Origin of the sequence: Streptomyces sp. NPDC026589 (assembly GCF_040638385.1) — a bacterium.
Classification (GTDB): Bacteria; Actinomycetota; Actinomycetes; order Streptomycetales; family Streptomycetaceae; genus Streptomyces.
The window spans coordinates 122,116-145,870 of the sequence record NZ_JBEZYG010000008.1; the positions used below are offsets into that span (position 1 = coordinate 122,116).

A 23,755-nucleotide genomic window follows, 5' to 3' on the forward strand; every position below is an offset into this window, starting at 1 on the left:
GAACCGGCCGGAATTCACCGCAGCCAGGAGGAGCAATGCCGGCCAAGCGCCGACTTATCGTTTCGTGCATCGCGGCGGCTGCTCTCAGCCTCCTGGCGGGCGGCGGCATCGCGGGGCAGTCGCCGCCGGGCACCGATTCCGTCGACGGCGCCGCCCCCGGCGCCCCGGGGGCGGCGAGCAGCACGGCGCACGGCGCGTATCTGGACTACGGGCCCGCAGGAGTCAGCCGGATGGCCGAGCTGTCGCGCTGGCTCGGCGGGGCGGAGCTCCGGGTGGGACACACGTACCTGCCGGGCGACCTGTGGGTGAACATCGAGGGGGCGCCCGATTTCCTGGACGCCTGGGCGGAGTGGAGACAGGCGGACCCGGAACGGATGTTCGTCCTGAACGTGCCGATGCTGGAGCGCAACGAGGAGCGGGTCCCGGACGACGAGGTCCGCGCCCTGCTCCGGGCGGGCGCGGCGGGAGACTACGACGAGCACTTCACCCGGCTCGCGGAGCGGCTGGTGGGGCTGGGCGTTCCGGACACCGTGATCGTGCTCGGCTGGGAGATGAACGGCACCACGTACACCCATCGGTGCGGCCCCGATCCCGCGTCCTGGAAGGCGTACTGGCAGCGGATCGTCACGGCGATGCGCGCGGTGCACGGTCAGGACTTCCGCTTCGACTTCACGCCGAGCCGGGGACGGGACGCGGTGCCGTGGACCGAGTGCTACCCGGGCGACGATGTCGTCGACATCATCGGGATGGACTCCTACGACCAGCCGCCCGGCGAGACCTTCGACGACCAGATCACCGACCCGTACGGGCTCCAGAAGCACGTCGACTTCGCCGCGGAGCACGGCAAGCCCATCTCGTTCCCGGAGTGGGGGCTCTTCCGCAACGGCGACAACCCCGAGTACATGCGGCGGATGCTGGAGTGGATCGACCGGCACGAGCCGCTGTACCAGACGGTCACGGACTACTGCCCGCACGGCGTCTGGCAGTGCGAGAGCAATCCGCGGTCGTCGAAGGTGTTCCGGACGATGCTGACCGAGATGGCCGCGCCGGCCGCGCCCTCGCCCAGCCCGACACCCACGCCCAGCCCCAGCCCCACGCCTACCGCCGCCCCGACGGATCCGGCGTCCTCCCCGACGGTCCCGCCGTCCGTGGCGCCGTCCCCGGTGGCGCCGACGCCCACGGGTCCGGGGGCCGGGGCGCCGCCCGCCCGCGAGTGGTGTGTGTCGGTCCCGTTCGGCGACTGGCTGGGCCCGTGGCTGCGGGAGCGCGAGATCTGCTTCCGCTACTGACCACGGGCATCCCGGGCATGGAAACGGCTCCGGCCCTCCTGTCGGAGCCGGAGCCGTCCACCCACACGGGTCCAGCGCGGGGGCAGGTGGACAAGCAACCGCTTGTCATCTCCACCAACGCGGACACGGCCCGCTCCGTCACGCCGCCGAACGAGGGACAGCCCGCGCCCGGACTCCGCACCGGGCGCCGTCCGGGGCGACGAGCGACCATGGAAACCTACAGAGGGTGGTGAGTGCGATGGCATCCGCCGACGAGGGCTCCCCGGCGGAGCCCGGCCCGCTGCCCTCCGGGGACGGGCTCGGACCGGCGCGGACGACCGACGGCGCGGCAGCGGTGATCGCCGGGGACGGCACGGTCATCGGCTGGACCCGCGGGGCCGAGGCGCTGCTCGGGTATCCGGCGGCCGAGGTGGTCGGCCGGTCCGCCTCCCGGCTCCTCACGGGCCCTCCGGACGCCCGGCGCACGGCTGCGGTGGCCGCCCGCTGCCGGGCCGGGTCGGGGTGGAGCGGACTGGTCCCCCTGCGGGCCCGGGACGGCCGGTCGCTGGACATCGACGTACGGGCCACCGCCTCGTTCCTGATCGCCGGGCGGGAGGGCTTCCTGGTGTCCGGGCGGGAACTCACCCCGCACTGGACGATGCGCGGGTCCGTGCTGGACGACTTCCTGGCCCGGTCACCGGTCGGCATGGCCGTGCTCGACCCCGACCTGCGCTACCTCTGGCTGAACGACACCCTGGAACGGGTCGACGGCGTGCCCCGGGAACAGCGACTGGGACGCCGGCCGAGCGAGGTGCTGCCCGGGGAACTGGCGACGCCCATCGAGCGGTTGATGCGGCAGGCCCTGTCGACCGGCGAGGCGATCACGGACTACGAGTACCTGGGCTGGAGCTGGCCGGATCCGCGCCGTCGGCGGGCGTTCGCGAGCTCGTTCTTCCCGCTGGGCGACGCCGGGGGCCGGCGGATCGGCATCGGCTGCATGGTCCTCGACGTCACCGACCGGTGGAACGCACGCCGGCTGCTCGCGCTGGTGAACGAGGCCGGAGCGGGTATCGGCAGCACCCTGGACGTACAGCGCACGGCGCAGGAGCTCGCCGACTTCGCGGTGCCCCGGTTCGCGGACTTCGTCTTCGTGGACCTCTTGGAGACCTCGTTCGGCGGCGACCGGCCGGGGTCGACGGCGCCGGCCGAGGGCGAGCGGCCGGCCATGCGCCGGGCGGGCCTGAGCTCGGTGCGGGAGGGCTGCCCGGAGGCGGTCGTACGGGTCGGGGAGGCGGTCGACTTCGTGCCTCCGCCGCACGACGCGCACTTCCTCCTGGACGGCGACCCGGTCCTGCTCCCGGTGCTCGACCCGGACAGCCACGGGTGGACGGTGGAGCAGCCCGCACGGGCCGCCCGGCTCCGGGAGTTCGGGCTGCACTCGCTGATCTCCGTACCGATGCGGGCGCGCGACACCGTGCTGGGGCTGACCACTTTCATGCGGTCGCGGAATCCGGTGCCGTTCGACGAGGACGATGTGGCGCCCGCCCGGGAGCTGGTGGCGCGTGCGGCCGTGTCCGTGGACAACGCCCGCCGCTACACCCGGGAGCACACCGCGGCGCTGGTGCTCCAGCGGAGCCTGCTGCCGCACACGCTGCGTGGCGGGACGGCGCTGGACGTGGCGTCGTCGTACCTTCCGGCGGACGCGAAGGACGGGGTCGGCGGCGACTGGTTCGATGTGATCCCGCTGTCCGGGGGCCGGGTCGGCCTGGTCATCGGCGATGTCGTCGGGCACGGCATCGGGGCCGCCGCGACCATGGGCCGGCTGCGCACCGCCGTACAGACGCTGGCCGACATGGACCTTCCCCCGGACGAGCTGCTGGCACGCCTGGACGATCTCGTCCTGCGGCTCAGCGAGGAGGAGCGCGCGGGGGGACCTGAGGAGCGGGGCGGGACGACGGTGGTGGGGGCCACCTGCCTGTACGCCGTCTACGACCCGGCGAACGGCTCCTGCACGATGGCCCGGGCCGGTCACCCGCCACCGGTGATCGTCACGCCGGACAACGCGGTCAGCTTCCCGGACCTGCCCGCAGGGCCGCCCCTGGGACTCGGCGGGCTGCCCTTCGAGTCCCTGGAGATCGAGCTGCCGGAAGGAAGCCTCCTCGGCCTCTACACCGACGGGCTCATCGAAGGGGCGGACAGGGACCTGGAGCGCGGAATGAACCGTCTTGGCCGGGCGGTGTCCCGGGGCGGGATGCCGCTGGAGGACCTGTGTCCGGCGGTGGTCGAGGAGCTGCTGCCCGTCCCGCAGCCGGACGACATCGCGCTGCTCCTCGCCCGGACCCACCGTCTGAGCCCCGAGCACCTGGTTTCGTGGGACGTGCCCGTGGATCCCGCGGCGGTCGGCGAGACCCGGGCCAAGGTCTCGCGGCAGCTGGAGACGTGGGGGCTCGCGGAGCTGTCGATGACGACGGAACTGATCGTCAGCGAGTTGGTGACCAACGCGATCCGGTACGCCGCGGGTCCTGTGCGGCTGCGGCTGCTGTTCCAGTCGGCGCTGACCTGCGAGGTCTCCGACGCCAGCAACACCTCACCGAGGCTGCGGCACGCCAGGACGACGGACGAGGGCGGGCGTGGGCTGTTCCTGGTCGCTCAGCTCGCCCATCGGTGGGGTACGCGCTACACCCCCCGGGGGAAGATCATCTGGGCGGAGCAGCCCCTTCCCTGATCCGGTCCGATCCGCAGGATGCCCCCAGACCGCTTCGGGGACGCCCCCTGCGGACTCTCCTCAAGGGCTCTCCTCAACGACTGCCCTCAAGGACTTTCCTCGCCGGCGAAGAGGCGGGTCAGCGGGCCGCCCGCCCGGATCAGCTCGTCCCAGGTGCCCTCCTCGACGATGCGCCCGCCGTCCAGGACCGCGATCCGGTCGGCCCTGCGGACCGTCGCAGGGCGGTGCGCGATCACCAGGGTCGTCCGGGTGGCGGAGCCGGCCGCGAGCGCCCGGGACAGTTCCGCGTCGCCCCGGTGGTCCAGGTGGGCCGTCGTCTCGTCCAGGACGAGTACGCGTGGGCCGCTGAGCAGCCCCCGGGCCAGGGCCACCCGGGCGCGTTGGCCGCCGGACAGGGTCGCGCCGCGCTCGCCGACGGGGGTGCGCAGACCGTCGGGCAGGGCGTCGGCGATGGGGTCGATGCCGCAGATCCGGGTCACCGCGCCCAGTTCGTCCGCCGTGGCGTCCGGAGTGCCCAGGCGGAGGTTCTCGGCGAGGGTGCCGTGGAACAGCGGGGCCTCCTGCCCCACCACGGACACGGCGGCGCGCAGATCCTCCTCGGTGAGGTCCCGCAGGTCCACGGGGCCCGCCGGGGCGGGGGGCACCAGCTCCACGGCCCCGGCCTCGGGGTCCCAGTAACGCGCCAGGAGGTGTGCGCAGGTCGACTTGCCCGCCCCGGACGCTCCGACGAGGGCCACGGTCTCGCCCGGCCGGACGGTCAGGTCGACGCCGTCCAGCACGGCCTCTCCCCCGTAGCCGAACCGCACTCCGCGCAGCCGCAGGCCGAGCGGTCCCGGCGGTACGGGGCGGGGGGCGGTGGGAGCGGGGGCTCCGGCGGCGGCGTGCACGGCCGCCCGGACCCGGGCGGCGGCGGCGCGCAGACCCCCGGCCCGGCCGAGTGCGGCCGCCGACTCGGCGACCGGGGCCAGGGCTCCCAGGGCGAGTGCCATGGCTGCCGGGGCCCACGCCCCGTCCAGACGTCCGGCGGACGCGGCGTGGGCGGCGGCCGCGACGACCCCGATGACGGCGGCGACGACCAGCAGGTCGCGGGTGGCTCCCGCACCGGTCTCCCAGGACTGTTCGGCGCGCTGGGCGCGGGCGAGCCGGCGTCCGGCGGACCGGAGCCGGGCCCTCCTGCGGTTCAGCGCCCCCGTCATCAGGAGTTCGCGCAGTCCGTCGACGCTCTCCACGGTCTCGGACGAGACCTCGGCGAGCGCGCTCCGGGTCCGCGCCCCGCGTTCGGCCCGTCCGCGCGCCTCGAACAGGGGTGACCAGATCAGGAGGAGCGCGGCGGGCACGACGGCGAGCAGCAGCCAGGGGCCGAGGGCCGCCAGCACAACGGCCGACACGGCGAAGACCACGCCGGAGGCGAGGAGTTGGGCGATGGCGTGGGCGTAGAAGAACTCCAGTGCCTCGACGTCCCCGAGCGCGGTGGCCGCGAGGTCGCCGCTGCGCCGGCCCGCGATCCGGGCGGGGGCGCTGCGGGCCAGCCCGTCGAAGACCCGGACGCGCAGTTCGGCGAGGACCCGGTAGGCGAGGTCGTGCGAGAGGTCCATCTCCCGCCAGGTGGCCAGCGCCCGGAGCAGGACCAGCCCGATCAGTACGGCGACGGTCCCCGGGGTGGGTGGGCGGTGCTCCGTCACGGCCGTGCCCACCGTGTACGCGGCGAGGGTCACGAGGGCGACCAGGGCCGTCTGGTCGACGAGGGCGGCCAGACAGGTGCGCAGGACGGTGGCGCGGTGCGCGCCGAGGACCGGGAGGAGCGAGCGCAGGGCGCCGGGCGCGGCGTCGTCGGTGGCGGCGACGCCGGGGGGACGGGGAGGGCCGGTCGGGGCCGAGGTCGGGGTCATGCGGCGCGCTCCTCCTGTGTGGTGCGCCCGGCCGCGACGAGCGAGGCGTACACGCCGCCGCCCGCGAGCAGGGTGGTGTGGTCGCCCGTCGCGGCGACACGGCCCGCGTCGAGGACGACGATGTGGTCGGCGTGGCGTACGGCGTCGAGCCGGTGGGCGACGACGACGCAGGTGCGGCCTCGGCCGGCCGCCGACAGCTCCCGCACGATGCGGGCCTGGCCGCGCTCGTCGACCGCGCTGGTGGCCTCGTCCAGGATCAGGACGGGGGCATCGGCCAGCAACGCCCGTGCGAGGGCGAGCCGTTGGCGTTGTCCGCCGGAAAGGGTGGTGCCGCGTTCGCCGACGAGGGTGGCGTAACCGTCCGGCAGCCGGGCGATCTCCTGGTCGATCCCGGCGGTGCGGGCGGCGGCGCGCAGTTGTTCGTCGGTGGCGGCCGGGCGGGCGATGCGCAGGTTCTCCGCGATCGTGGCGTGGAAGAGGTAGGTGTCCTGCGAGACGACGGCGATGCCCCGGCGCAGTGAGGCGAGGGTGTACGTGGCGGTGGCCGTCCCGGCGACGGTGAGGCTGCCGCTGTCCGGGTCCCGTTGCCGCAGCAGCAGGCTCAGCAGGGTCGACTTCCCCGCCCCGGACGGTCCGACGACGGCTGTGGTGCGCCCGGGAGCGGCGGTGAAGGTGACGCCGTCGAGGGCGGGCAGCTTGCTCCCGGGGTGGGTGAAGCGCACGTCCTGGAAACGGATTTCGGGTGGGCTCTCCCAGGCGGCGGCCAGGGTGCCCCGGTCGGGCACGGCGGCCTCGGCGGTGCGCAGGGCGGCGATGCCGTCGGCCGCGGACACTCCGAGGTAGCCCGCGTGCCACTCGCGGGAGAGGTCGCGGACGGGGCGGAAGCATTCGGAGGCGAGGAGGAGCAGGAGGTAGGTGCCGGTGGCGGCGGTACGGCCGGTGGCCGCCGACGAGCACGCCACGAGGACGGCGGCTGCCGTGCCTCCCTGGACGGCCAGGTCGGTGAGGCCGGTGTCGACGAGCGAGACCCGGAGTTTGGCGACGGTGGTCCGGTGCAGGGCGGCCGACCGCCGCTCCAGCCGTTCCCGTACGCGGCCCACCGCACCGGTGGCGCGCAGGGTCGGCATCCCCTGGAGCGCCTCCAGGTAGTCGGCGGCGAGGGCTTCGTAGGAGTCCCAGTGCTCCTTGCCGCGTCGCGCGAGCAGCCGGTCCCACCAGCGCGGCCCGAACAGGGCGAGCAGCAGGGCGGGGCCGAGGGCGAGGGCCGCGTACGGCTCGACGAGGGCGACGGCGACGAGCAGCAGCGGTGGAACGGCGCAGGTGATGAGCGCTTGGGGCAGATAGCGCGAGACGTACGCGTCGACTCCCTCGACGCCGTCCACCAGCGTGGCGCGCACGGCTCCGGCGCGCGCGCCGGTGATCGCGGTGGGGCCGAGGGCACCGAGCCGCTCCAGCAGGGTGTCGCGCAGCCCGACCCGTACGGCGGCTCCCGCCGTGACGGCGGTCAGGCGCTGGGCGCGGCCGAGTCCGGCGCGGACCAGGACGACGGCGATGACGGCGGTGAGCAGGGGGGCGAGAGCGGCAGTCTCCCCCCGGGCGATCCCGGCGAGCACGAGGGCGAGCAGGACCGCCTGAGCGAGGTGGGTGGCGGCGACCGCGGCGAGCAGTGCGGTGGCGAGGGCGAGCGGGCGGCGCGCGGTGTTCGCGGCGCGCAGGAGTTCGGGGTGGAGCATCATGGGCGTTCTTCCTCGCCGGGCGGAGCCGCCGGGGCGGCGCTTGTCGGGGACGCTGGGTCGGGTGCCGACGGGGCGGCGGGCGCCGGGCTCGCTGTGCCGGGTGCCGTGTGAGCGAGTGATGTTGGGGCGGGCGGCGTTGGGCTCGCTGCGTCGGGGGCGCCGGGGCTGGTGACGTTTGGGCCGTCGTTGGACGTCGGACGAAGCTCGGGGCGACGGGGCTCGGCGGTGGGGGCGCTCCCACCGCGAGGCCGTGGACGATCCAGTCGCGTCCGGGGGCCTCGCCGAGCGCCGCGCCCAGGTCCGCCTGCTGCCAGGAGCCGATGGGCCGGGAGCGAAGGCCGAGCGCGGTGGCGTGGGCCTGGACGGCTCCTGCCGCGTACCCGGCGGCGAGGTGGGCGGTGCGCACAGCGGCCGGCGGGGCGTCAGCGGGACAGCCGTGGGCGAGGAGCACCGCGCCCGCGCCGCCGATCCACTGCTGGCCCGCGGCCCAGCGGGCGAGGGTGGGACGCGCGTCCCCGGAGGCGCGGAGGTCGAGTCCGCTGCTGCCGGGAGCCTTCGTGTACAGGGCCGGGGCGCCACCGCCGAGCGCCGCGGTCCAGGCGGGCCCGTCCGGCCACGCTGTCCCGGCTGTGGTCAGGAGCCGGGTGAGCTGCTCCTCGCCGGGCGGGTGGTTCAGGTCGTCGGGCGGGGCGCTCCGGCGCGCCTCCAGGGCCTTGTCGGTCACCGGTCCCGGACGGACGGCCGGGCGCCAGATGCCGCCGGGCAGCTCGGGGGATGCCGCGATGTGGTGCAACACGTGCAGTGTCGCCGCGAGTTCACGGGGCGGTGTGGCCTCCGCGCCGGGTCGCGGCGACGAGGTTCCGGTACGGGGTGGGTCGGCCCAGGCCATGAGTGCCCCGTAGGCGTCGGCTGTCACGCTCGCGGGTGTCAACCCGACTACCGCGAGCGGCAGTTCCGGCTCGGTGCCCAGCCAGGCATCCGGCCGACCCGGAGCGGAAGGCAGTCCAGCGGCGGCGGAGAGGAGGGCGGTGTCCGCGTCGAGGCAGACCAGGACATCGGCGGCCGGGAGCGCGGCCAGCGCCAGGGCCGCGGCGGCGTGCCCGGTGTCCAGCAGCAGGAGCGGCCAGGCCCGGTGGCCGTAGTGCGCGACGGTGCGGGACGCTACCACGGTGAGGACGACGAGGACGCCCGGAGGCATGTCTTCGGGGGCCGGGCCGCGTGGGTGCGCGCGGTGGGCGCGCGGGTCGTAGGCGTAGCGCCCGGGCGGCAGCGAACATCCGGGCCCGGCCAACAGGTGCGCGCGCACCGGGTGCAGGGCTCCCGCCGAGGGGGCGGGCCGCAGCCGGCCCGGGGTGCCGGCGGGTGCGGCCAGCGAGAGCCGCAGGACGCGGTCGAGGTTGAGCGCGGCCCCGCCCCCGGCCCCAGGAGCCGCCCCGGGCCGGGCCTCGCCCCCGGCCAAGGGCAGCCCGGTCCCGCTCCAGGGGAACGGGCGCTCGGGAACGTACGGGGAGCGGCCCGGCGCGCGCGAGGAGCGGACGTCTGCCAGGGCCCGGCGCAGCAGGCCGGACGCGGGGCGCGTCCGGGGGTCGGGGGCGGCGGTCCGGGCCGGAGTGTCGTGCATGGCGGCGCGCTCCTTCACATGTGCGGGGGCGGGGCGAGGGTGAAGTCCCCCGGGGCGGTGGGCGGTCGGGTTCGCCAACCCCGGGCGAGCGCCGCGTCCGCGAGGCGTGGGCAGCCGAAGTAGCCGAAGGCGGCGGGGGCGTTGGGGATCAGTCCGGAGACCAGGACGCGGGCGACGCGCAGGGTCGTCTCGGCGACGTCCTCCGTCGTGAGGTCGGCGGTGATCACCCGGTGCCCCCCGGCGGCGAGCGCCGCGTCGAGCGCGGTGCGGCCGCCTGGAGCGATCGCGGTGACCGGGACCGTGCCGAGGGCGGGTTCGATGAAGCGGCGGGCGAGCGGGGACATCCGGTCGTCCAGCCAGACCTGGACATGGGCCCCGAGGTCCCGCACGGCGGCGAACTCGGCCCCGCAGTCGTCGAGATAGCGCCGGTCGGCACGGTGGTCGAGGTAGAGGCCACGGGCGAGCATCCCGGCTTCGACCGCGCGGTACACCCAGCCGTCGGCGTCCACCGCGCCCTGGGTGAACACCCAGGTGTGCACGGCCTCCAGGACGGCCTTGCGGGCCGCCTCCGCGGGGTCGTAACGACAGGCGAACCCGGCCGCGTATATGCCGCGCCCGGGATCGTGCACCAGGGCCGCCATACAGGGGGCGAACTCGGAGGGCATCTCCACGATGTGCACGTCCAGCTCGCAGCCGGCCAGGTCCTCGGTGAGCCCGGGGACGCTCGCCGGGTCGATGCCCCGGGTGGGCCCGTCCAGGTGCCACCACAGCTCCAGGGCGTCGCGCTCGACGACTTCGAGGAGCCCGCGCTCGACGGCGTCGTCGAGGCCCTGCCCGGTGGCGATGCCCGCGTAGTTGAGGTGGTGGGTGCGGGGCAGCGAACGCAGTTCGCCCTGCCGCCAGTTGAGGTGGGTCAGCGCGACGGGCGCCCAGCACGGCCGCCCGTTCTCGACGGCCCGGCTCCACAACGCCGGGGTTTCGGAGGTGAGTTCGGCGTACGGGAATCCCGGGCGACCGTACTGCCAGGGGGCATACGCCGGCAGGGCGCCGGGCCCGTAGACGCGGTGGCCCTCGGCGGTCAGTTCGGCGGCGGTGGCCCGGCGGGGCTCCTGGGGGTGGCCGGGCGGTGGGAGGCGGTTGCCGCAGTAGCGCTCGACGGCCTCGGCCACCGCGGCGATCCAGGCGCCCCGGGGGTCACCGAACGTGGTGCCGAGCGAGACGCGGTCGGCGGGCCAGGCGCCGAGGCGTCGGGCGTCGGAGACGTCGGCGGTCATCGCGGTGTAGCGGGGCGGCGCACCGGTGGGGTGCTCGACGGGTGCGACGTCGCGGATGATCCCGCTGACGGGATCGACGAGGGCTTCGATGGGCAGGGCGCTGGTCATGGTCAACGGCATATCTCCGGTGCGGGCTCGACGTAGCGGCGTCGGGCGACGACGGGCAGGTGGAGGGCGCTTCCCCCGGGGTTCACGGTGCGGCGGGACGGGGCGAGCCGGGTGGCGGTGACCGGGTCCTCCCCGGTGTGCGGGTTACGGGCGTGGGCGGGGAAGTGGTGTCCGGCGATCTCCGCGCGCAACCGGGTCCCGGCGGGCAGTCGGCGGCCCAGCGTGCCGAGCGGCACGGTGACATCCGCGGCCTCGCCGGGCGGGCCGGTGCGGCGGACGATGCCGAAAGCGAGCGGATCCGCGCGGCCGGTCGGGTCGAGGGCGGTCAGGCGTACGGCCCAGTCGGCACTGGGCGTGTCGGCCGTGACGTTGATCCGGGCGACGGCGGCTCCCGCCAGGTCGAGCGGGCGGGGAAGCGGTGGCGAGAGGAGCAGGCAGCGGTCGGCACGGTCGCTGTCGGCCGGGACGGCGAGGTCGTCGGAGCGCACGGGGCGGTCCGGGTCGGCGCTGAACTCGGCTCCGTGGAGCAGCCGCAGACCGGTGGGCGAGCCGAAGGGCCAGCGGCACTCCGTCTCCGGCCGGTCCGGCGGGGTGGCGTCGGGAGTGATCGCCGCTCCGGGGGCGCTGTGCCAGCGACCGCTGTCGCCGAGGGCGATGACACCGTGCCGCGTCGGCTCCAGCCGCCCGGCGAGCGCCGCGCGTGCCCACCGTACGTACAGCGAACCGAGGTTGACGCGAGCGCGGGCCGGCACGGCAGGGTCGGCGGTAAGACGGTGGCCCCAGGGCCCGAGCAGCAGGCGGGACGGTCCGCCCCAGCCGCGCCACAGTGCCACGGTGTCGTCGGCGAAGGGGTCACGGGTGCCGCCGACGGCGAGCAGCGGAAGACGCGCGGTGGGGCCCAGCGCGACGAGTCGGCCTCGCCGTCGGCCGGCCCAGAGGCCGGGCCAGGACGGCAGTTCGCGCCCCAGGCCCTCGGCCAGCCGCTCCGCGAGGCGGGCGACCGGGAGGTGTTCGAGCAGCCGGGGGTCGTCCGCCAGGGCGCGGGCCAGCGCGTCCGGGTCGGAGTCGCGACGGTCGCCGTGGGCCGCCCACCAGCCGGCCCGGGCCCACAGCCGTTCAGGCCCCCCGGGCTCCCGCGCCGTCTCGGCGAGCCCGAGCGCGGGGACAGCGGCGATGACGGCGTCGGGGACTCCGTCGCGCTGGAGGTCGTCCGGGCCGACGTCGGGTCCGGCATCGCAGGCTGCGTCACCGCCGGCGTCAAGGGCGGTGTCGCGGGCGGTGAGTGCGGTGACGAGGGCGCAGTACGCGGCGTAGGAGGCGCCGACGGCGACGACCTCCCCGTTGCTCCACTCCTGTGCGCGCGTCCAGGCGACGGTGGCCGCGCCGTCCAGCGTCTCGTGGCCCCGGTAGGGGTGCCACTCCCCCGGTGAGCCGTGGCGGCCGCGAACGTCCTGGGCGAGGGCGGCGAATCCGTGCGCCGCCCAGCCGCGCAGCTCGGCGCGGTGGGCGTCGCGCCCGTACGGGGTTCTGATCAGGACGGCGGGAACGGGGCGGTTGCCGTCCGGGAGGCATACGTCGGTGGCGAGCGCGGTGCCGTCCGGCGTGGGGACGTACACGGTGCGGGTGTTCACCGGCGCGCCTTGGCTGCCCCGGGCCCAACCCCGGCCCCGGCGCGCGTCGGCGCCGGAGCGGGCAGGGGCGCGATGTCCGGGACGGGGAGCACGGGGTGCTCGGAGAAGGTGAGATCGCGCAGGTCGATCCGGCGCAGCCGACGGCGCACCGGGAGAACGGTCGCCCGGCTCGTAGCCGCATCGGCCCGGGCCCGGGCCCCGGTTTCGGCTCCGGTATCGGCCCGCGCCCCGGCATCGACCCCTTCGGCTTCGGCTTCGGCTTCGGCTTCGGCTTCGGCTTCGGCTTCGGCTTCGGCTTCGGCCCAGGCGAGCAGATCGGCGGTGAGGAGCGCGGCGATCAGGGCGGCGGAGGCTTCGGTGGGGTGCGGTCCGGTGTCGGGGGTCCGGTGCCCGGCCCAGTACGCGGCGAGTTCGCGATGGGCGGGGGTGGCCGCGAGTCTGCGGAGCCTGACGTGACGGGAGGTGACGTCTCCCGGGGCCGCGGCGAGGGGTTCGGTCCAGCTGTGGGCGCCCTCACGGTGGCAGCGCAGCCAGGCGACGCGCCGCCCGGGCAGCAGGTCCGCCGTGTCCCAGAGCCCTTCGGACACGGGCGAGTCGAGGCACCACACCACGGCGACGCGCCCTTCGGTGCGGTGGTCCGGGGCCGCCCGGGCAAGCTCCGCCACGCGGTCCGGAGTGATCCGGTGGATCTCGGCGCCTTCCGCTCCTGCGCAGCGTGCCAGCGGCTCGGCGAGCACGGGGGCGCCGAGGACATGGACGGTGCGGCCGGCGAGCCGGGCCCGGGGCGGGGAGGACAGCGCATGCCCGTCCGCCTCGAACGCCTCGACGATCCGGGTGAGTTCGGCGGCGTGCCCGCTCCCGTCCGGCTCGTCCTGGTCCGGCGCCTCCTCCCCCGCCAGCCGGCGCACCAGGGCCTCGCCGGCGACACCGCCGGTGTGGATGCGCAGGAACTCCCCTCCGGAGGTCCGGAGCACGGGGGCTTCACCGGGGACGGTGACGATCCCGGTGCCGGGAGCGAGTCGACTGCGGGTCACGGAATCCTCCGAAGCGGAAAAGCGGTAAGCGGGGACGGGACGTTCGGGGGCTGAACGGGGCGGGCCCGCCCGGGATGTCACCGGGCGGGCCCGCCCCCGCACCACGCGGGGAACCTGCCGTCAGCGGCAGGCGTCGCTTACTTCTCGGTCGCGGTGTCGGCCTCGACGGCGTCGTCGAAGGGGTTCTCGACGAGGGCGTTCGAGTGGGTGGCGGAGAGGTGCGCGAGCTGGCCCTGGTCGGCGATCGGGCTGAACACCTTGTTGTTCTCCATGAGTTGAATCTCCATTCGGAAGGATCGGATAGGTGTTTCGGTCGCGGCGTCGGTGCGTGCCGCAGCACAGACACTAATGAATATGATTTTCATTCCGCAATAGCTGGAGCGGATCGAGAGGGTGATCTGGGTAACAGACGGGCCACCCGCCCTCGCTGTCGGCCCCCACCCGGCCCTCCACGCCGAGGACTTCGGCCAGCAGACCCCGGGTGACCACCTCGGCCGGAGGCCCGTCGGCGGCGACGCGGCCCTCGCGCAGCGCGACGATCCGATCGGCGAACCGCGCGGCGTGGTTGAGGTCGTGCAGCACCATCACCACCGTCAGTCGGCGCTCCGCGCGGAGCCGTACGACCGTCTGGAGCACCTCCAGCTGGTGCCGCAGATCGAGATAGGTGGTCGGCTCGTCCAGGAAGAGCACGCGGGCGTCCTGGGCCAGCGCCATGGCCAGCCGGACCCGCTGGCGTTCGCCTCCGGACAGCGCGTCCACGGGCCGGTCGGCCCAGGCGGTGACGCCGACGTCCGCGAGCGCCCGCGACGTCACCGCGTCGTCCCCCTCCCGCAGCATCCCGAGCGGACCCCGGGCGGCGTAGCGTCCCTGACGCACGAGTTGGCGCACGGTCAGTCCCGGTACGGCGGGCGCCGACTGATGGAGCAGGGCGACGCGCCGGGCGGCGGTGCGGCGGGGCAGCCGCGCCACGTCGTCGCCTTCGAGCAGGACGCGCCCGCCGCTCGGGGTGAGCAGTCCGGCGGCGAGCTTGAGGAAGGTGCTCTTGCCGCAGCCGTTCAGCCCGATCAGCGCGACCAGTTCGCCGGTGCGGACGCTCAGGTCCACCCCGCGCAGGACCATGCGTCCTGGGTAGCCGAAGGTCAGCCCCTCCGCCCGGACGACCTCGGGGCCGGGCATCACCCTCGGTTCCGCTTCCGGCCCGGCCGCCTCCACCGGGCTCGGCTCCACTTGTCCGGTCAGGCCTTCCGGCATGTCACCCTCCTCATCCTCTGTCCTCCACTTCCGTTGACGCCGGCGCCGATGCCGATGCCGGTGTCGACGCCGACGCCGACGCCGCCATCGACGCGTCCCGTCCGCGTACGGCTCTCCGTCATCGCTCGTCCGCCCGTCGTCGCGCCACGACCATCAGCAGCCCCGCCCCCACGAAGGTGGTCAGGGCGCCGACCGGCAGGGTCAGCCGGTCCGTTTCGAGCGCGGTGGCCAGCAGCCGGGACAGCAGCTGGGCGGCGGCGTCCGCCCCGCACACCACCGCCGCGCCGAGCAGCGCGGCACCGGGAAGGGTGATGCGCAGATCGGCCCCGAAGACGGCCAGCGCCAGATGGGGCACCAGCAGACCCACGAAGCCGAGCGCCCCCACGGCCGACACGGCGCCGGCCGTCAGCGCGACGGCGCACACGAGCGCCGCTCCCCGGCCCCGGCCGGTGGCCAGGCCCGCGGCGGAGGCCTGTTCGTCGCCGCAGCGCAACAAGGTCAGCGGCCCGGCGAGCAGCCAGGCCGCCGCGCCCCAGAAGGCGGCCCACGGCCAGAGCAGATTCCAGTGCTGCCAGACCCGGCCCTCGGTGGAGCCGATCAACCACTGGACGACGCTGCCGAGTTCGCCGGGCGCCACCAGAAGGACGACGGCGGTGAGCCCGGCGAGCACCGCCGACACGAGGACCCCGTAGACGGCTGTCTGTTCCGGGTCGCCCCGGTCCCGCCCTGCGAGCAGCCACAGCAGCCCCGCCCCGGCGAAGCCGCCCAGACAGGCCGCCACGACCACGGCCGTGGGGGATTCCCAGCCCGCGAGGCCGAGGCCGGTCGCGGCGACCGCGCCGAGCACCGCACCGGGGGTGACGCCGGTGACCTCGGGCCCGGCCAGCGGGTTGCGCAGGGCCGACTGGAGCACGAGCCCGGCCACCCCGAGGCACGCCCCGGCGACCAGGGCCACCAGCAGCCGGGGCAACCGCAGTTGGAGCACGATGTGCTCGGCGGTGGGGTCGTCACCGCCGCCGAGCAGCACGGCCCGGACGCCATCGGGAGTGACGCCCCGGCCGGCGAACAGATCGGCGCAGGCCACCGCGGCGACGAGCAGCGCCAGGCCGCCCATCCGGACGCCCGGTGCGCGCAGAATCCGGCGGGACGATCCGGGCACGGTGTCGATGAGTGTCATCGTTCCGCCTTCCGCAGGACGGGAGCGGGCAGGTCCGGCGGAGTCCCCGGCAGGGACGGAAGCACGGGCCCCCGGTCCCGGGCGGGCCGTCTCCCCCGCTTCAGCAGCACGACCCCGACCGGCACCCCGACCAGGGCGGTCCACGCGCCGACGGGGGTCTCGACCGGGGCGAGCGCCAGCCGGGCCGGCTGATCGGCACAGAGCACGACGATCGCGCCGCACGCGGCGGACCGGACGAGCCACCCGGCCGCGCCGCCGTCCGGGCGGAGCCGGCGGGCGAGGTGGGGGGCGAGGAAGCCGACCCAGGCCACCGGTCCGCAGACCGCGACGACGGGGGCGATGAGGACGACGGCGATGCCCAGCGCGGCGACCCGCGCGCGTTCGACGCGTACGCCCAGCGCACGGGCGTCGTCGTCGCCGAGGCGCAGCACACCGAGCACCGGCACGCACAGCACCAGCGCCGGGACGGCCACGGCGAGCCAGGGCAGCAGACCGGTGACGTCGTCCCAGGTGCGGGCGGACAGACTGCCCAGCAGATAGCGGTAGATGAGCTGGAGATCGAGCTGGTCGGCCATCACCATGAGCACCAGCAGTGCCGCCTGGAGCGCGGCGGCGACGGCGGCTCCGGTCAGCAGGACGGCCGAGGGGCTCCGCCCGAATCCGGCGGCGACCAGAGTGAGCAGACCACCGAGAGCGGCCCCGGCCAGGGCGAGGAACGGTTGCAGTCCGAGGGGGACTGCCAGGGCCAGGACCAGCGGTGCGGCGACGCCCAGGGCGGCCCCGGAGGAGACTCCCAGCATCTCGGGGACGGCCAGCGGATTGCGCAGGGCCTCCTGGAGAACGAGGCCGGCCGCGCCCAGGCAGGCCCCGGCGATCAGCGCCAGCACCATGCGGGGCAGCCGTAGTTCGGTGACGACGAGCCCCGCGAGCCCGTCGGCCCCCAGCGTGGCCGGGAGCCTGGCGGGCGGGACGTACGGCGTGCCGAGGCTGAGCGCGCAGACCGCGCCCGCCAGGGCCGCCGCGCCCAGGCAGAGCGGCGCAACGGGCAACCGCCTCACCGCAGTGCGGCCGTCGCCTCGTCGAGGACGACGCCCAGGGAGCGGGTGCCGCGCCCCTTGGCCCACACCTCGGAGTCGACCTCGATGACCTTGCCGTTCCGCACGGCGGGGATGCGTGACCAGAGGGGGTTCTTCGCCAGCTTGTCGGAGAGCTTGCCGTCGGGGGCGCCGAACGACAGCGTTTCCACGAACAGGACGTCGACGTCCCGGGCGAGGATCTCCTCCAGGCTGTAACTGCCGTCGACGCCCCGGCTCTTCCAGGGGTAGTGGGAGATCTTCGGGAACAGCCCGGCCGCCACGTCGGACTCCGGGGTGGCCACGCCGAAGTTCTCGTCGCTGCCGTAGACGATCAGCGCGGTCTTGTCGCTCTTCCTCTGCTCCGCCTGCGCCAGGCGGGTGCGGAAGGTCTTCTCCGCCTTCTCGCCCTGCTCGGTGCGGCCGGTGAGCGCGGCCAGGTCCCGCAGGTAGCCGACGCTGTCCTGCCAGGATCCGGGCTGGACCGGCCAGAACGTCGTGGCGCCCTTCAGCGCGGGGGCCAGCTTGCCGTGCGTGTCCTCCAGGCCGATCACCAGGTCGGGCCGGTGGGACAGGATCGCCTCGACCTCGGGGCTGAGGAAGCCGCCGGGCACCACCGGTATCTCCGCGGCCTCCTTCTCGCCCAGGAACTTCGGGTGCGCCAGCACCTGGGAGTTGGTGGCGGCGGGGGTCATGCCCAGCTCGACGAGGATGTCGTCGCAGAGGGCGACCAGGCAGACGATCTTCTCCGGCGGCTTCGGCAGGGCGACCGTGACGCCCTTGGCGTCGGTGATCCGGGTGGCCGCCTCGATGGGCCGCACCTCCGTGGTCGTGCGGGCGCCGGACCCGTTCTCCGGAGCGACGGCCGGTCCCCCGGTGTCGGCCTCCCCGGTTCCGCAGCCGGCCAGCAGACCTCCCAGTACGGCGATCGCGGCCCAGCGGCGGACTCTCAGCGCGGTTCGTGGCATCGACGGTCCCTCAACGTTCCTGTGCGGTCCCGGGGATGCGGCAGAGAAGGCGGCGGAGCCCCGGGAAGCGATCCCCGCCACAAGCGGAAACCATACACATGATTATCATTTCCAATAAAGTGCCGGGTTCTCATCCGGTTCTCGCCGGAACCCACCGGCCCCCGCCGCCCCCACGACCCCGCCGACCGCAGGAGTTCGCCATGCCGCAGTCCCCGCACCCCTCGACCCACGCACCGCCGCGCCTACTGGTCTCCGACCATGTCGCCGGCCGGATCAGCCTGTTGGACCTCCCGGGCGGCACGGAGCGCGCCGAGCTGAACCACCGGCACCTCGCCGAGCACGCGGGGTTCCTCGCGCTGCCGGACGGCCTCACCGCCTGCGTGGACGACCGGGCGGGCGAGCTGCTGGTCCTCGACCCCTACGGCCCCGGCGCCGGCCGGCCGCTGGTCCGGCGGCGCATACCGGTCGCGGTCCCCGCCGAACACCTCGCGGCCGACCCAAAAGGGCGGCACCTCGCGGTGACCACCGGCCTCGGCCGCAACGAGGAGGCCTGGACGGGGCTTCTGACGGCCGTCGACCTCGACGCACCGGACGGCGCCGTCGCCGTACGCGTACGCGGCCGGACGGGCGAGCCGGGGGTCACGGTCCTCGGCGGGCCGGCCTCGCTCGTGGTGCTGCGCCACCGGGAGCCGGGCGAGCTACTGGTCCACCGGCACCGCGACCTGATGCGCTCGGCCCCCGCATGCCCTCCGGCGATCCCGGTCCGGCGGATCGCCCTGCCGGACGACGACGGGCACGGCGACGCGCACGACCCGCTCACCGGCCGGGTGTTCGCCGCCGCGGGGTCGGGGGTGCATCGCGCCCGGCGGGAGGGGGACGGCCTCGTCAGCGAGGCCCCCCTGCTCTGGTCCGCCGACGGGCGCTCCGGCGGGCGCGGATACTACCTGCGGCTCGACCCCGTGCGGCGGACGCTCTGGTCCTGCGTGCGCGGCGGACCGAGCGACCCCGGGCAGTGGCCGGACTGGTCCAACGACGCCTGGTGGCACCACCTCGACACCGGCGTCACGGGCCGGCTGGACCTGGGGCGCGGGCTGGCCTTCCGGCTCGCGGTGACCGCCCGCCACATCGCGTACACCCGTGTCCACCCGGACGGCGACGAACTCGTCCTGCTCACCGCCCCCTCGGTCGCCGGAGCCCGCCCGGAGGTCGCCGCGCGCCTGCCCCTGCCCGCCATGTCCGGGGCGCCACGGCGCGGCGGGACCCCCTGGGACGGCGTGCAGCGGCGGGCCGTCGCCGCCTCACCCGGCGGGGGCCTGGTCGCGGTCAGCCGGGGAGGCCATGGCGAGGTCCACGTCTTCGACGCGGACCGGGCGGACCTGCTCACGACCCTGACCGTCCCGACCCCTCTGAACGACGGCGGCCACCTCGCCCTGCTCACCCCCGGGGACGGGGCGGAAGCCGACCCGGTCGGCCGCTGAGGAACGCGTCGCGGGTGGTGGCGCGGCGCGACCGCCGAACCACCACCCGCGCCCCCGCGCTCAGACCATCCTCACCAGGACGACTTGGTCACCCCCGGCAGGAACCCCGCGTGGGCCTGCTCACGCAGCCGGATCCGGGAGAGCCCGAACCTGCGCAGATACCCCCGGGGCCTGCCGTCGACGCTGTCGCGGTTACGCACCCGCGTGGCACTGGCGTCACGCGGCTGACGCCGCAACTCCTCGACGGCAGCGCTCCGTTCGCGCTCCGGCGTACCGGGTCGGCGGATGATCTCCTTCAGCTCGGCCCTGCGGGCGGCGTAGCGGTCGACGGTCTCCCGGCGCCGGTCGTTCCGCGCGATCTCGCTCTTCTTCGCCATCAGACCTTCCCGCCCCGCGCACGGATGCGCGCGACCGCGGCCTCGACGCCGACGCGGTCGACGGTCTTGATGGCCCGAGCGCTCAGCGTGAGGCGCGCATAGCGGCCCTCGCCGGGCAGCCAGTACCGCTTGCGCTGGATGTTCGGGTCGAACCGTCGGGATGTCCGGCGGTGCGAGTGGGAGATGTCGTTGCCGAATCCCGGCTTGGAGCCGGTCAGTTGACAGTGGGCGGACATGAGGTTACCTGCCTCTCCTTCGACGCATCCATTATTGAAAATGGAAACCATTGCCATATAGTAGCGCCCATGGCTCGCAACGAAGTACGCCCGGTCATCAAGCTCCGCTCCACGGCGGGGACCGGCTACACCTACGTCACCCGCAAGAACCGGCGGAACGACCCCGACCGGATGGTGCTGCGCAAGTACGACCCGGTCGCCCGACGCCACGTCGACTTCCGCGAGGAGCGCTGAGGCCGGAAAGGCTCGGCCGCTCTTCCGCACACGCCCCGGACCCGACCCCTAGGACACCTTCATGAAGCCCGGAATCCACCCCTCCTACGGCCCCGTCGTCTTCCGCGACAAGGCCGCCGACTTCGCGTTCCTGACCCGCTCGACCATGACCAGCGACCGCACCGTCACCTGGGAGGACGGCAACACCTACCCGGTGGTCGACGTGGAGATCTCCTCCGCGAGCCACCCCTTCTACACCGGCACCGCCCGCGTGCTGGACACCGCCGGACGCGTCGAGCGCTTCGAACGCCGCTACGGGCGTGGTGAGGCCCGGTGAGCGAGCACCGCACGAAACTGCCTGTCGTCATCGTCTGCGGCCTGCACTCCGAGGCCCGCCGCGAAGTGGTGGAAGGGCTGCTGCGGGACATCCCGTACAGCGTCGCGCTGCACCACGACCTGTCCACGGCCACCGGCGGGACCGTACGTCGCTCCCTGCGGGATTCCGGCGGCGAGCTGGATTCCGGCGAGACCCCGCTGGTGAACGCGTGCGCCTGCTGCGCGCTGCGCGAGGACCTCGTCCCCGAACTCGAACGCCTCGCGGGGGACGGACGGACCCGCCTCGCCGTCCTGGAGCTCTGGGACTCCGTCGAGCCGAAGTCCATGGCCGAGGTGATCGCCGCGCACACCACCGCCGCCGAGGTCACCAACGTGTTCGCGGCGGTCGACCCCACTCTGGTCCTGCCCTGCCTCTCCAACGGCGACGATCTGGCCGAGGCCGGTCTCGCGGCGGCTCCGGCCGACCGGCGGACCATCGGCGACACCTGGGCCCGGCAGGTGGAGTACGCACCCGTACTGGCCGTGGTGCCGAGCCCGGCGGCCGACGACGAGGACCGCGCCCTGATCCGGCAGCTGAACCCGACGGCCCGCCAGGCCGCCTCCGGGTCGGCCGAGTTGGCCCGGCTCGCCTTCGCGGGATTCGATGTGGAGGCGGCGGACGCGGGCCAGCACCCGGCCTGTGCGCTGCTTCCGCAGGAGGCCGACGAGGCCGGGGTGGGCACGCTCGTCTGGCGGCGGCACCGCCCCTTCCACCCCGAGCGCCTGCTCGACGCGCTGGAGGACCTGAGCTGCGCGGCGGCCCGCAGCCGGGGCCGGTTCTGGCTCGCCGACCGACCCGACACCCTGCTCTCCTGGGATGCCGCGGGCGGCGCGCTCTGCGTGGAGAACACCGGCCCCTGGCTCGCCTCGCTCCCGGACGCCGCCTGGTCCATGGTGCCGCCCTACCGACGGGCGGCCGCCGCGCTGGACTGGCACCCGGAGCACGGCGACTGCTGCCAGCACCTGGTCTTCGTCTCCCCCGGCCTCGACCGCGACGGCCTGACCGGCCTGCTGGACTCCTGCCTGCTCACGGACGAGGAGTACGGCTCCGGCCGGGAGACCTGGAAAAGCCTGCCCGCCGCGTTCGACGCGCTCCTCGACCCGGTGCACTGACGTCCCGTCCCCCGTCCTCCCGTACCCCGCGAGCCGAACGACCACCGACCGCACACCGAGCACGAAGGAAGCCCCATGGCACGTCAGCAGGACCCCCGCAAGCCGCTCAAGAACCGGCCGAACCCCCTGGACGCCGCCAGGATCACGTACATCGACTACAAGGACACCGATCTGCTGCGGAGGTTCATCTCCGACCGAGGGAAGATCCGCAGCCGCCGGGTCACCCGGATCAGCGCCCGGCAGCAGAGGCAGATGGCCGCGGCCATCAAGAACGCCCGCGAGATGGCCCTGCTGCCGTACACCGGATCCACGGCGGGCAGGTAGCACGCCGGGACGGTCGGGCGGTACGGAGTCCTGCTCCGTCGCCCGGACGTCGGCGCGCCCTGGTGGATCAGAAGGCGAATACGGCGTTGTCGTTCATGCTGCCCGCCATCTCGCAGGCATTGCCGTAGGCGGTGCTGAACTGGACCCGCTCGCCCTGCCAGACGCCGTGGGCGGTCACGACGATCGGGTCCCACTGTCGGGTACAGGTCCGGTTCGACGGTCCGGCGGTCAGCTCGGAGAACTTCCCCTGGACCGCGGCCAGTTCCTTGCAGGCCGCAGCGGGAGTGGGGTGCGTTCCCTCGGCGGTGGGGGCGCAGGTGAGCGTCACGGCCCGCTCGACGGTGGCGGTCAGCGGGTCCTCGCCGCGGGCCACGGTGAGGACGAGCGCCGAGGGCGCGTAGAGGCTCTCCGCCCCCGTCGGCGCGGCCTGGGCGGTGGCGGTCGCGAATCCGCCGAGCAGAAGGGTGCCCGCCGTGACGGTTGCGAAGATCGCGTGAGGGTTGCGTCGCATGAGTGAAGACTCCTTGGTCGTGTGCCTGATTGCGGTCAGGAGTCTTACGTATGCGGAAAGTAGGCGCACGCCGACGGCCCGCTTCCAGCCGCAGACGAGCGTTCGAGCCGACCGAATGGTCATTCGGGCAGCTCAGGCACCTCGCGCGAGCCGTCCAGCATATGGACGAACTGCGGCGGTTCAGCACAGAACGACCGCCTGACCTGCGGATACACGAGCATCCATTGATGCGCCACACCTCCGCTTCGGCCAGAATGTACCGCCACCCGGGACCGCCGGACCCTTCCGCGAGCGTCAACCGCTCCCGACCGCGACCAGCAACCGGAAGGTGAACCACCCGAGGGTCACGCGGAGGACACGATTCCGAATACCGCTTGACCAGGGCAATTTAGGTTAGGCTAACCTCACAGCCGTGATCGCTCCTGCCCTCGACCGAGAAGACCCACCGCCGCGTCGGCGCTCCGCGCCCGCTGCCGGTGCCACCGCCGCGCCCCCCGGCGCCGAGCCCGGCCCGGCCACGGCCTTCGCGGGCCCCGAACCCGATGCCGGCCTCGAAGCCCGCGACATGACGATCGCGTACGACCGTACCGACGTCGTGCACGGGGCCGACCTGCGGCTTCCGCGCGGTCGCGTCACCGCGCTCATCGGGCCGAACGGCAGTGGGAAGTCGACCCTGTTGCGTGCCGTGGCCCGGCTGCACAAGGCCCGCGTCGGCAGTGTGACCGTGGCGGCCGGGGCCGAGGACGCCGCGCCTGTCGACGCCCTCGCCCTGTCACGCTCCGACTTCGCCCGCCGGGTCACCCTGCTCGCGCAGAGCCGGAACGCGCCGGCCGGCCTCAGCGTGCGCGACGTGGTCGGATTCGGCCGGCACCCCTACCGGGGCCGGCTCCGGGGAACCGATCCGGACGGCGCCCGGATGGTCGAGCACGCGCTGGCCGTCACGAACCTCGCCGAGTTCGCCGACCGCGGGGTGGAGAGCCTGTCCGGCGGGCAGTTGCAGCGTGTCTGGTTCGCCTGCTGCCTGGCCCAGAACACCGACGTCCTCCTCCTCGACGAGCCGACCACCTATCTCGACCTGCGCTACCAGGTCGAGATCCTCGACCTCGTCCGCGACCTCGCCGACACCCACGGCGTCACCGTCGGGGTCGTGCTGCACGACCTGGACCAGGCCGCCGCCGTGGCCGACCAGGTCGTCCTCCTCTCGTCCGGGCGGATCGTCGCCGCGGGCACGCCCACGGAGGTGTACGCCCCCGAGCGACTCAGCGACGCGTACGGCATCCGCATCGACGTCGAACCCGACTCCTCCACCGGCATCCCGCGCACCCGTGCGGTCGGCCGCCACCACCTTCGTTCCGAAAGGCCCTGAACACCCT

Annotated in this window: 21 protein-coding genes and 1 pseudogene; 8 read left to right on the forward strand and 14 right to left on the reverse strand. The window is 74.7% G+C overall.

Annotation, left to right across the window (positions count from 1 at the left end; translation table 11 throughout):
* Positions 1–35 precede the first annotated feature (35 nt).
* Together AB0F29_RS16100 and AB0F29_RS16105 are read left to right on the forward strand one after the other, a co-directional pair.
* Positions 36–1,289, forward strand: coding sequence for a glycosyl hydrolase (locus tag AB0F29_RS16100; RefSeq protein ID WP_361872286.1), 1,254 nt, complete (start codon positions 36–38; stop codon positions 1,287–1,289).
* 238 nt (positions 1,290–1,527) lie between these two features.
* Positions 1,528–3,993 (forward strand): SpoIIE family protein phosphatase, encoded by a 2,466-nt coding sequence (locus AB0F29_RS16105; RefSeq protein ID WP_361872289.1) that lies wholly within the window; start codon positions 1,528–1,530, stop codon positions 3,991–3,993.
* A gap of 86 nt (positions 3,994–4,079) precedes the next feature.
* On the opposite strand, the gene AB0F29_RS16110 is transcribed toward AB0F29_RS16105, so the two are convergent.
* The 11 genes and pseudogenes from AB0F29_RS16110 to AB0F29_RS16160 all read right to left on the reverse strand — a co-directional run bounded on the left by AB0F29_RS16110 (position 4,080) and on the right by AB0F29_RS16160 (position 17,755).
* Positions 4,080–5,882 (reverse strand): ABC transporter ATP-binding protein, encoded by a 1,803-nt coding sequence (locus AB0F29_RS16110; protein ID WP_361872701.1) that lies wholly within the window; start codon positions 5,880–5,882, stop codon positions 4,080–4,082.
* Positions 5,879–7,618 (reverse strand): ATP-binding cassette domain-containing protein, encoded by a 1,740-nt coding sequence (locus tag AB0F29_RS16115; RefSeq protein ID WP_361872292.1) that lies wholly within the window; start codon positions 7,616–7,618, stop codon positions 5,879–5,881. Before AB0F29_RS16115 ends, AB0F29_RS16110 begins: the two co-directional genes overlap by 4 nt.
* Before the next feature lie 232 nt (positions 7,619–7,850).
* Positions 7,851–9,239: pseudogene (locus tag AB0F29_RS16120) on the reverse strand (nitroreductase); the annotation flags it as partial.
* A 14-nt stretch (positions 9,240–9,253) separates the two neighbouring features.
* Positions 9,254–10,621, reverse strand: coding sequence for a YcaO-like family protein (locus tag AB0F29_RS16125; RefSeq protein ID WP_361872295.1), 1,368 nt, complete (start codon positions 10,619–10,621; stop codon positions 9,254–9,256).
* Positions 10,622–10,623: 2 nt separating this feature from the next.
* Positions 10,624–12,252: a CocE/NonD family hydrolase gene (locus AB0F29_RS16130; protein WP_361872298.1), complete on the reverse strand. Its 1,629-nt coding sequence runs from the start codon at positions 12,250–12,252 to the stop codon at positions 10,624–10,626.
* Entirely contained in the window at positions 12,249–13,286 is a 1,038-nt protein-coding gene (locus tag AB0F29_RS16135; protein WP_361872301.1) for a hypothetical protein, read from the reverse strand. The genes AB0F29_RS16130 and AB0F29_RS16135 overlap by 4 nt, the downstream gene beginning before the upstream one ends.
* 137 nt (positions 13,287–13,423) lie before the next feature.
* Positions 13,424–13,558 carry a streptamidine family RiPP gene (amiA, locus tag AB0F29_RS16140; protein WP_361872703.1) on the reverse strand — a complete coding sequence of 45 codons (135 nt, stop codon included), beginning with the start codon at positions 13,556–13,558 and terminating at the stop codon, positions 13,424–13,426.
* A gap of 73 nt (positions 13,559–13,631) precedes the next feature.
* Positions 13,632–14,462 (reverse strand): ABC transporter ATP-binding protein, encoded by an 831-nt coding sequence (locus AB0F29_RS16145; RefSeq protein ID WP_361872706.1) that lies wholly within the window; start codon positions 14,460–14,462, stop codon positions 13,632–13,634.
* 193 nt (positions 14,463–14,655) lie between these two features.
* A complete protein-coding gene (locus tag AB0F29_RS16150; protein ID WP_361872303.1) occupies positions 14,656–15,714 on the reverse strand; it encodes an iron ABC transporter permease in 1,059 nt (352 codons plus the stop codon).
* Positions 15,711–16,772 (reverse strand): iron ABC transporter permease, encoded by a 1,062-nt coding sequence (locus AB0F29_RS16155; RefSeq protein WP_361872306.1) that lies wholly within the window; start codon positions 16,770–16,772, stop codon positions 15,711–15,713. Before AB0F29_RS16155 ends, AB0F29_RS16150 begins: the two co-directional genes overlap by 4 nt.
* Positions 16,769–17,755 carry an ABC transporter substrate-binding protein gene (locus tag AB0F29_RS16160; RefSeq protein WP_361872309.1) on the reverse strand — a complete coding sequence of 329 codons (987 nt, stop codon included), beginning with the start codon at positions 17,753–17,755 and terminating at the stop codon, positions 16,769–16,771. Before AB0F29_RS16160 ends, AB0F29_RS16155 begins: the two co-directional genes overlap by 4 nt.
* Before the next feature lie 200 nt (positions 17,756–17,955).
* On the opposite strand from AB0F29_RS16160, the gene AB0F29_RS16165 reads away from it, so the two are divergent.
* Positions 17,956–19,233 (forward strand): hypothetical protein, encoded by a 1,278-nt coding sequence (locus AB0F29_RS16165; RefSeq protein ID WP_361872312.1) that lies wholly within the window; start codon positions 17,956–17,958, stop codon positions 19,231–19,233.
* A gap of 71 nt (positions 19,234–19,304) precedes the next feature.
* Here the strand turns inward: AB0F29_RS16165 and rpsN are convergent, their stop codons facing one another.
* A complete protein-coding gene (gene rpsN, locus AB0F29_RS16170; RefSeq protein WP_361872316.1) occupies positions 19,305–19,610 on the reverse strand; it encodes a 30S ribosomal protein S14 in 306 nt (101 codons plus the stop codon).
* On the reverse strand, positions 19,610–19,846 hold the full coding sequence (gene rpmB, locus AB0F29_RS16175) for a 50S ribosomal protein L28 (protein WP_361872318.1): 237 nt from the start codon (positions 19,844–19,846) through the stop codon (positions 19,610–19,612). Before rpmB ends, rpsN begins: the two co-directional genes overlap by 1 nt.
* Positions 19,847–19,915: 69 nt before the next feature.
* On the opposite strand from rpmB, the gene rpmG reads away from it, so the two are divergent.
* The 4 genes from rpmG (at position 19,916) to rpsR (ending at position 21,871) form a co-directional block, all read left to right on the forward strand.
* A complete protein-coding gene (rpmG, locus tag AB0F29_RS16180; RefSeq protein WP_003964410.1) occupies positions 19,916–20,080 on the forward strand; it encodes a 50S ribosomal protein L33 in 165 nt (54 codons plus the stop codon).
* Positions 20,081–20,141: 61 nt separating this feature from the next.
* On the forward strand, positions 20,142–20,396 hold the full coding sequence (locus AB0F29_RS16185; RefSeq protein WP_006129269.1) for a type B 50S ribosomal protein L31: 255 nt from the start codon (positions 20,142–20,144) through the stop codon (positions 20,394–20,396).
* Positions 20,393–21,547, forward strand: coding sequence for a GTP-binding protein (locus AB0F29_RS16190; RefSeq protein WP_361872322.1), 1,155 nt, complete (start codon positions 20,393–20,395; stop codon positions 21,545–21,547). Before AB0F29_RS16185 ends, AB0F29_RS16190 begins: the two co-directional genes overlap by 4 nt.
* A 75-nt stretch (positions 21,548–21,622) precedes the next feature.
* Positions 21,623–21,871: a 30S ribosomal protein S18 gene (rpsR, locus tag AB0F29_RS16195; protein WP_361872325.1), complete on the forward strand. Its 249-nt coding sequence runs from the start codon at positions 21,623–21,625 to the stop codon at positions 21,869–21,871.
* A gap of 67 nt (positions 21,872–21,938) precedes the next feature.
* Here the strand turns inward: rpsR and AB0F29_RS16200 are convergent, their stop codons facing one another.
* A complete protein-coding gene (locus tag AB0F29_RS16200) occupies positions 21,939–22,382 on the reverse strand; it encodes a subtilase-type protease inhibitor (RefSeq protein ID WP_361872328.1) in 444 nt (147 codons plus the stop codon).
* Between the two features lie 412 nt (positions 22,383–22,794).
* Here AB0F29_RS16200 and AB0F29_RS16205 point away from each other — a divergent pair, with 412 nt between their 5' ends.
* Entirely contained in the window at positions 22,795–23,748 is a 954-nt protein-coding gene (locus tag AB0F29_RS16205) for an ABC transporter ATP-binding protein (RefSeq protein ID WP_361872331.1), read from the forward strand.
* Positions 23,749–23,755 lie beyond the last annotated feature (7 nt).

Bases quoted from the DNA above. Each gene is read 5' to 3' on its own strand.
- AB0F29_RS16145 (WP_361872706.1), bottom strand. From the start codon at position 14,462: ATGCCCGGCCCCGAGGTCGTCCGGGCGGAGGGGCTGACCTTCGGCTAC.
- AB0F29_RS16165 (WP_361872312.1), top strand. From the start codon at position 17,956: ATGCCGCAGTCCCCGCACCCCTCGACCCACGCACCGCCGCGCCTACTG.
- AB0F29_RS16110 (WP_361872701.1), bottom strand. From the start codon at position 5,882: ATGACCCCGACCTCGGCCCCGACCGGCCCTCCCCGTCCCCCCGGCGTC.
- AB0F29_RS16115 (WP_361872292.1), bottom strand. From the start codon at position 7,618: ATGATGCTCCACCCCGAACTCCTGCGCGCCGCGAACACCGCGCGCCGC.
- AB0F29_RS16185 (WP_006129269.1), top strand. From the start codon at position 20,142: ATGAAGCCCGGAATCCACCCCTCCTACGGCCCCGTCGTCTTCCGCGAC.
- rpmB (WP_361872318.1), bottom strand. From the start codon at position 19,846: ATGTCCGCCCACTGTCAACTGACCGGCTCCAAGCCGGGATTCGGCAAC.
- AB0F29_RS16100 (WP_361872286.1), top strand. From the start codon at position 36: ATGCCGGCCAAGCGCCGACTTATCGTTTCGTGCATCGCGGCGGCTGCT.
- AB0F29_RS16150 (WP_361872303.1), bottom strand. From the start codon at position 15,714: ATGACACTCATCGACACCGTGCCCGGATCGTCCCGCCGGATTCTGCGC.
- AB0F29_RS16200 (WP_361872328.1), bottom strand. From the start codon at position 22,382: ATGCGACGCAACCCTCACGCGATCTTCGCAACCGTCACGGCGGGCACC.
- rpsN (WP_361872316.1), bottom strand. From the start codon at position 19,610: ATGGCGAAGAAGAGCGAGATCGCGCGGAACGACCGGCGCCGGGAGACC.
- amiA (WP_361872703.1), bottom strand. From the start codon at position 13,558: ATGGAGAACAACAAGGTGTTCAGCCCGATCGCCGACCAGGGCCAGCTC.
- rpsR (WP_361872325.1), top strand. From the start codon at position 21,623: ATGGCACGTCAGCAGGACCCCCGCAAGCCGCTCAAGAACCGGCCGAAC.
- AB0F29_RS16160 (WP_361872309.1), bottom strand. From the start codon at position 17,755: ATGCCACGAACCGCGCTGAGAGTCCGCCGCTGGGCCGCGATCGCCGTA.
- rpmG (WP_003964410.1), top strand. From the start codon at position 19,916: ATGGCTCGCAACGAAGTACGCCCGGTCATCAAGCTCCGCTCCACGGCG.
- AB0F29_RS16105 (WP_361872289.1), top strand. From the start codon at position 1,528: ATGGCATCCGCCGACGAGGGCTCCCCGGCGGAGCCCGGCCCGCTGCCC.
- AB0F29_RS16125 (WP_361872295.1), bottom strand. From the start codon at position 10,621: ATGACCAGCGCCCTGCCCATCGAAGCCCTCGTCGATCCCGTCAGCGGG.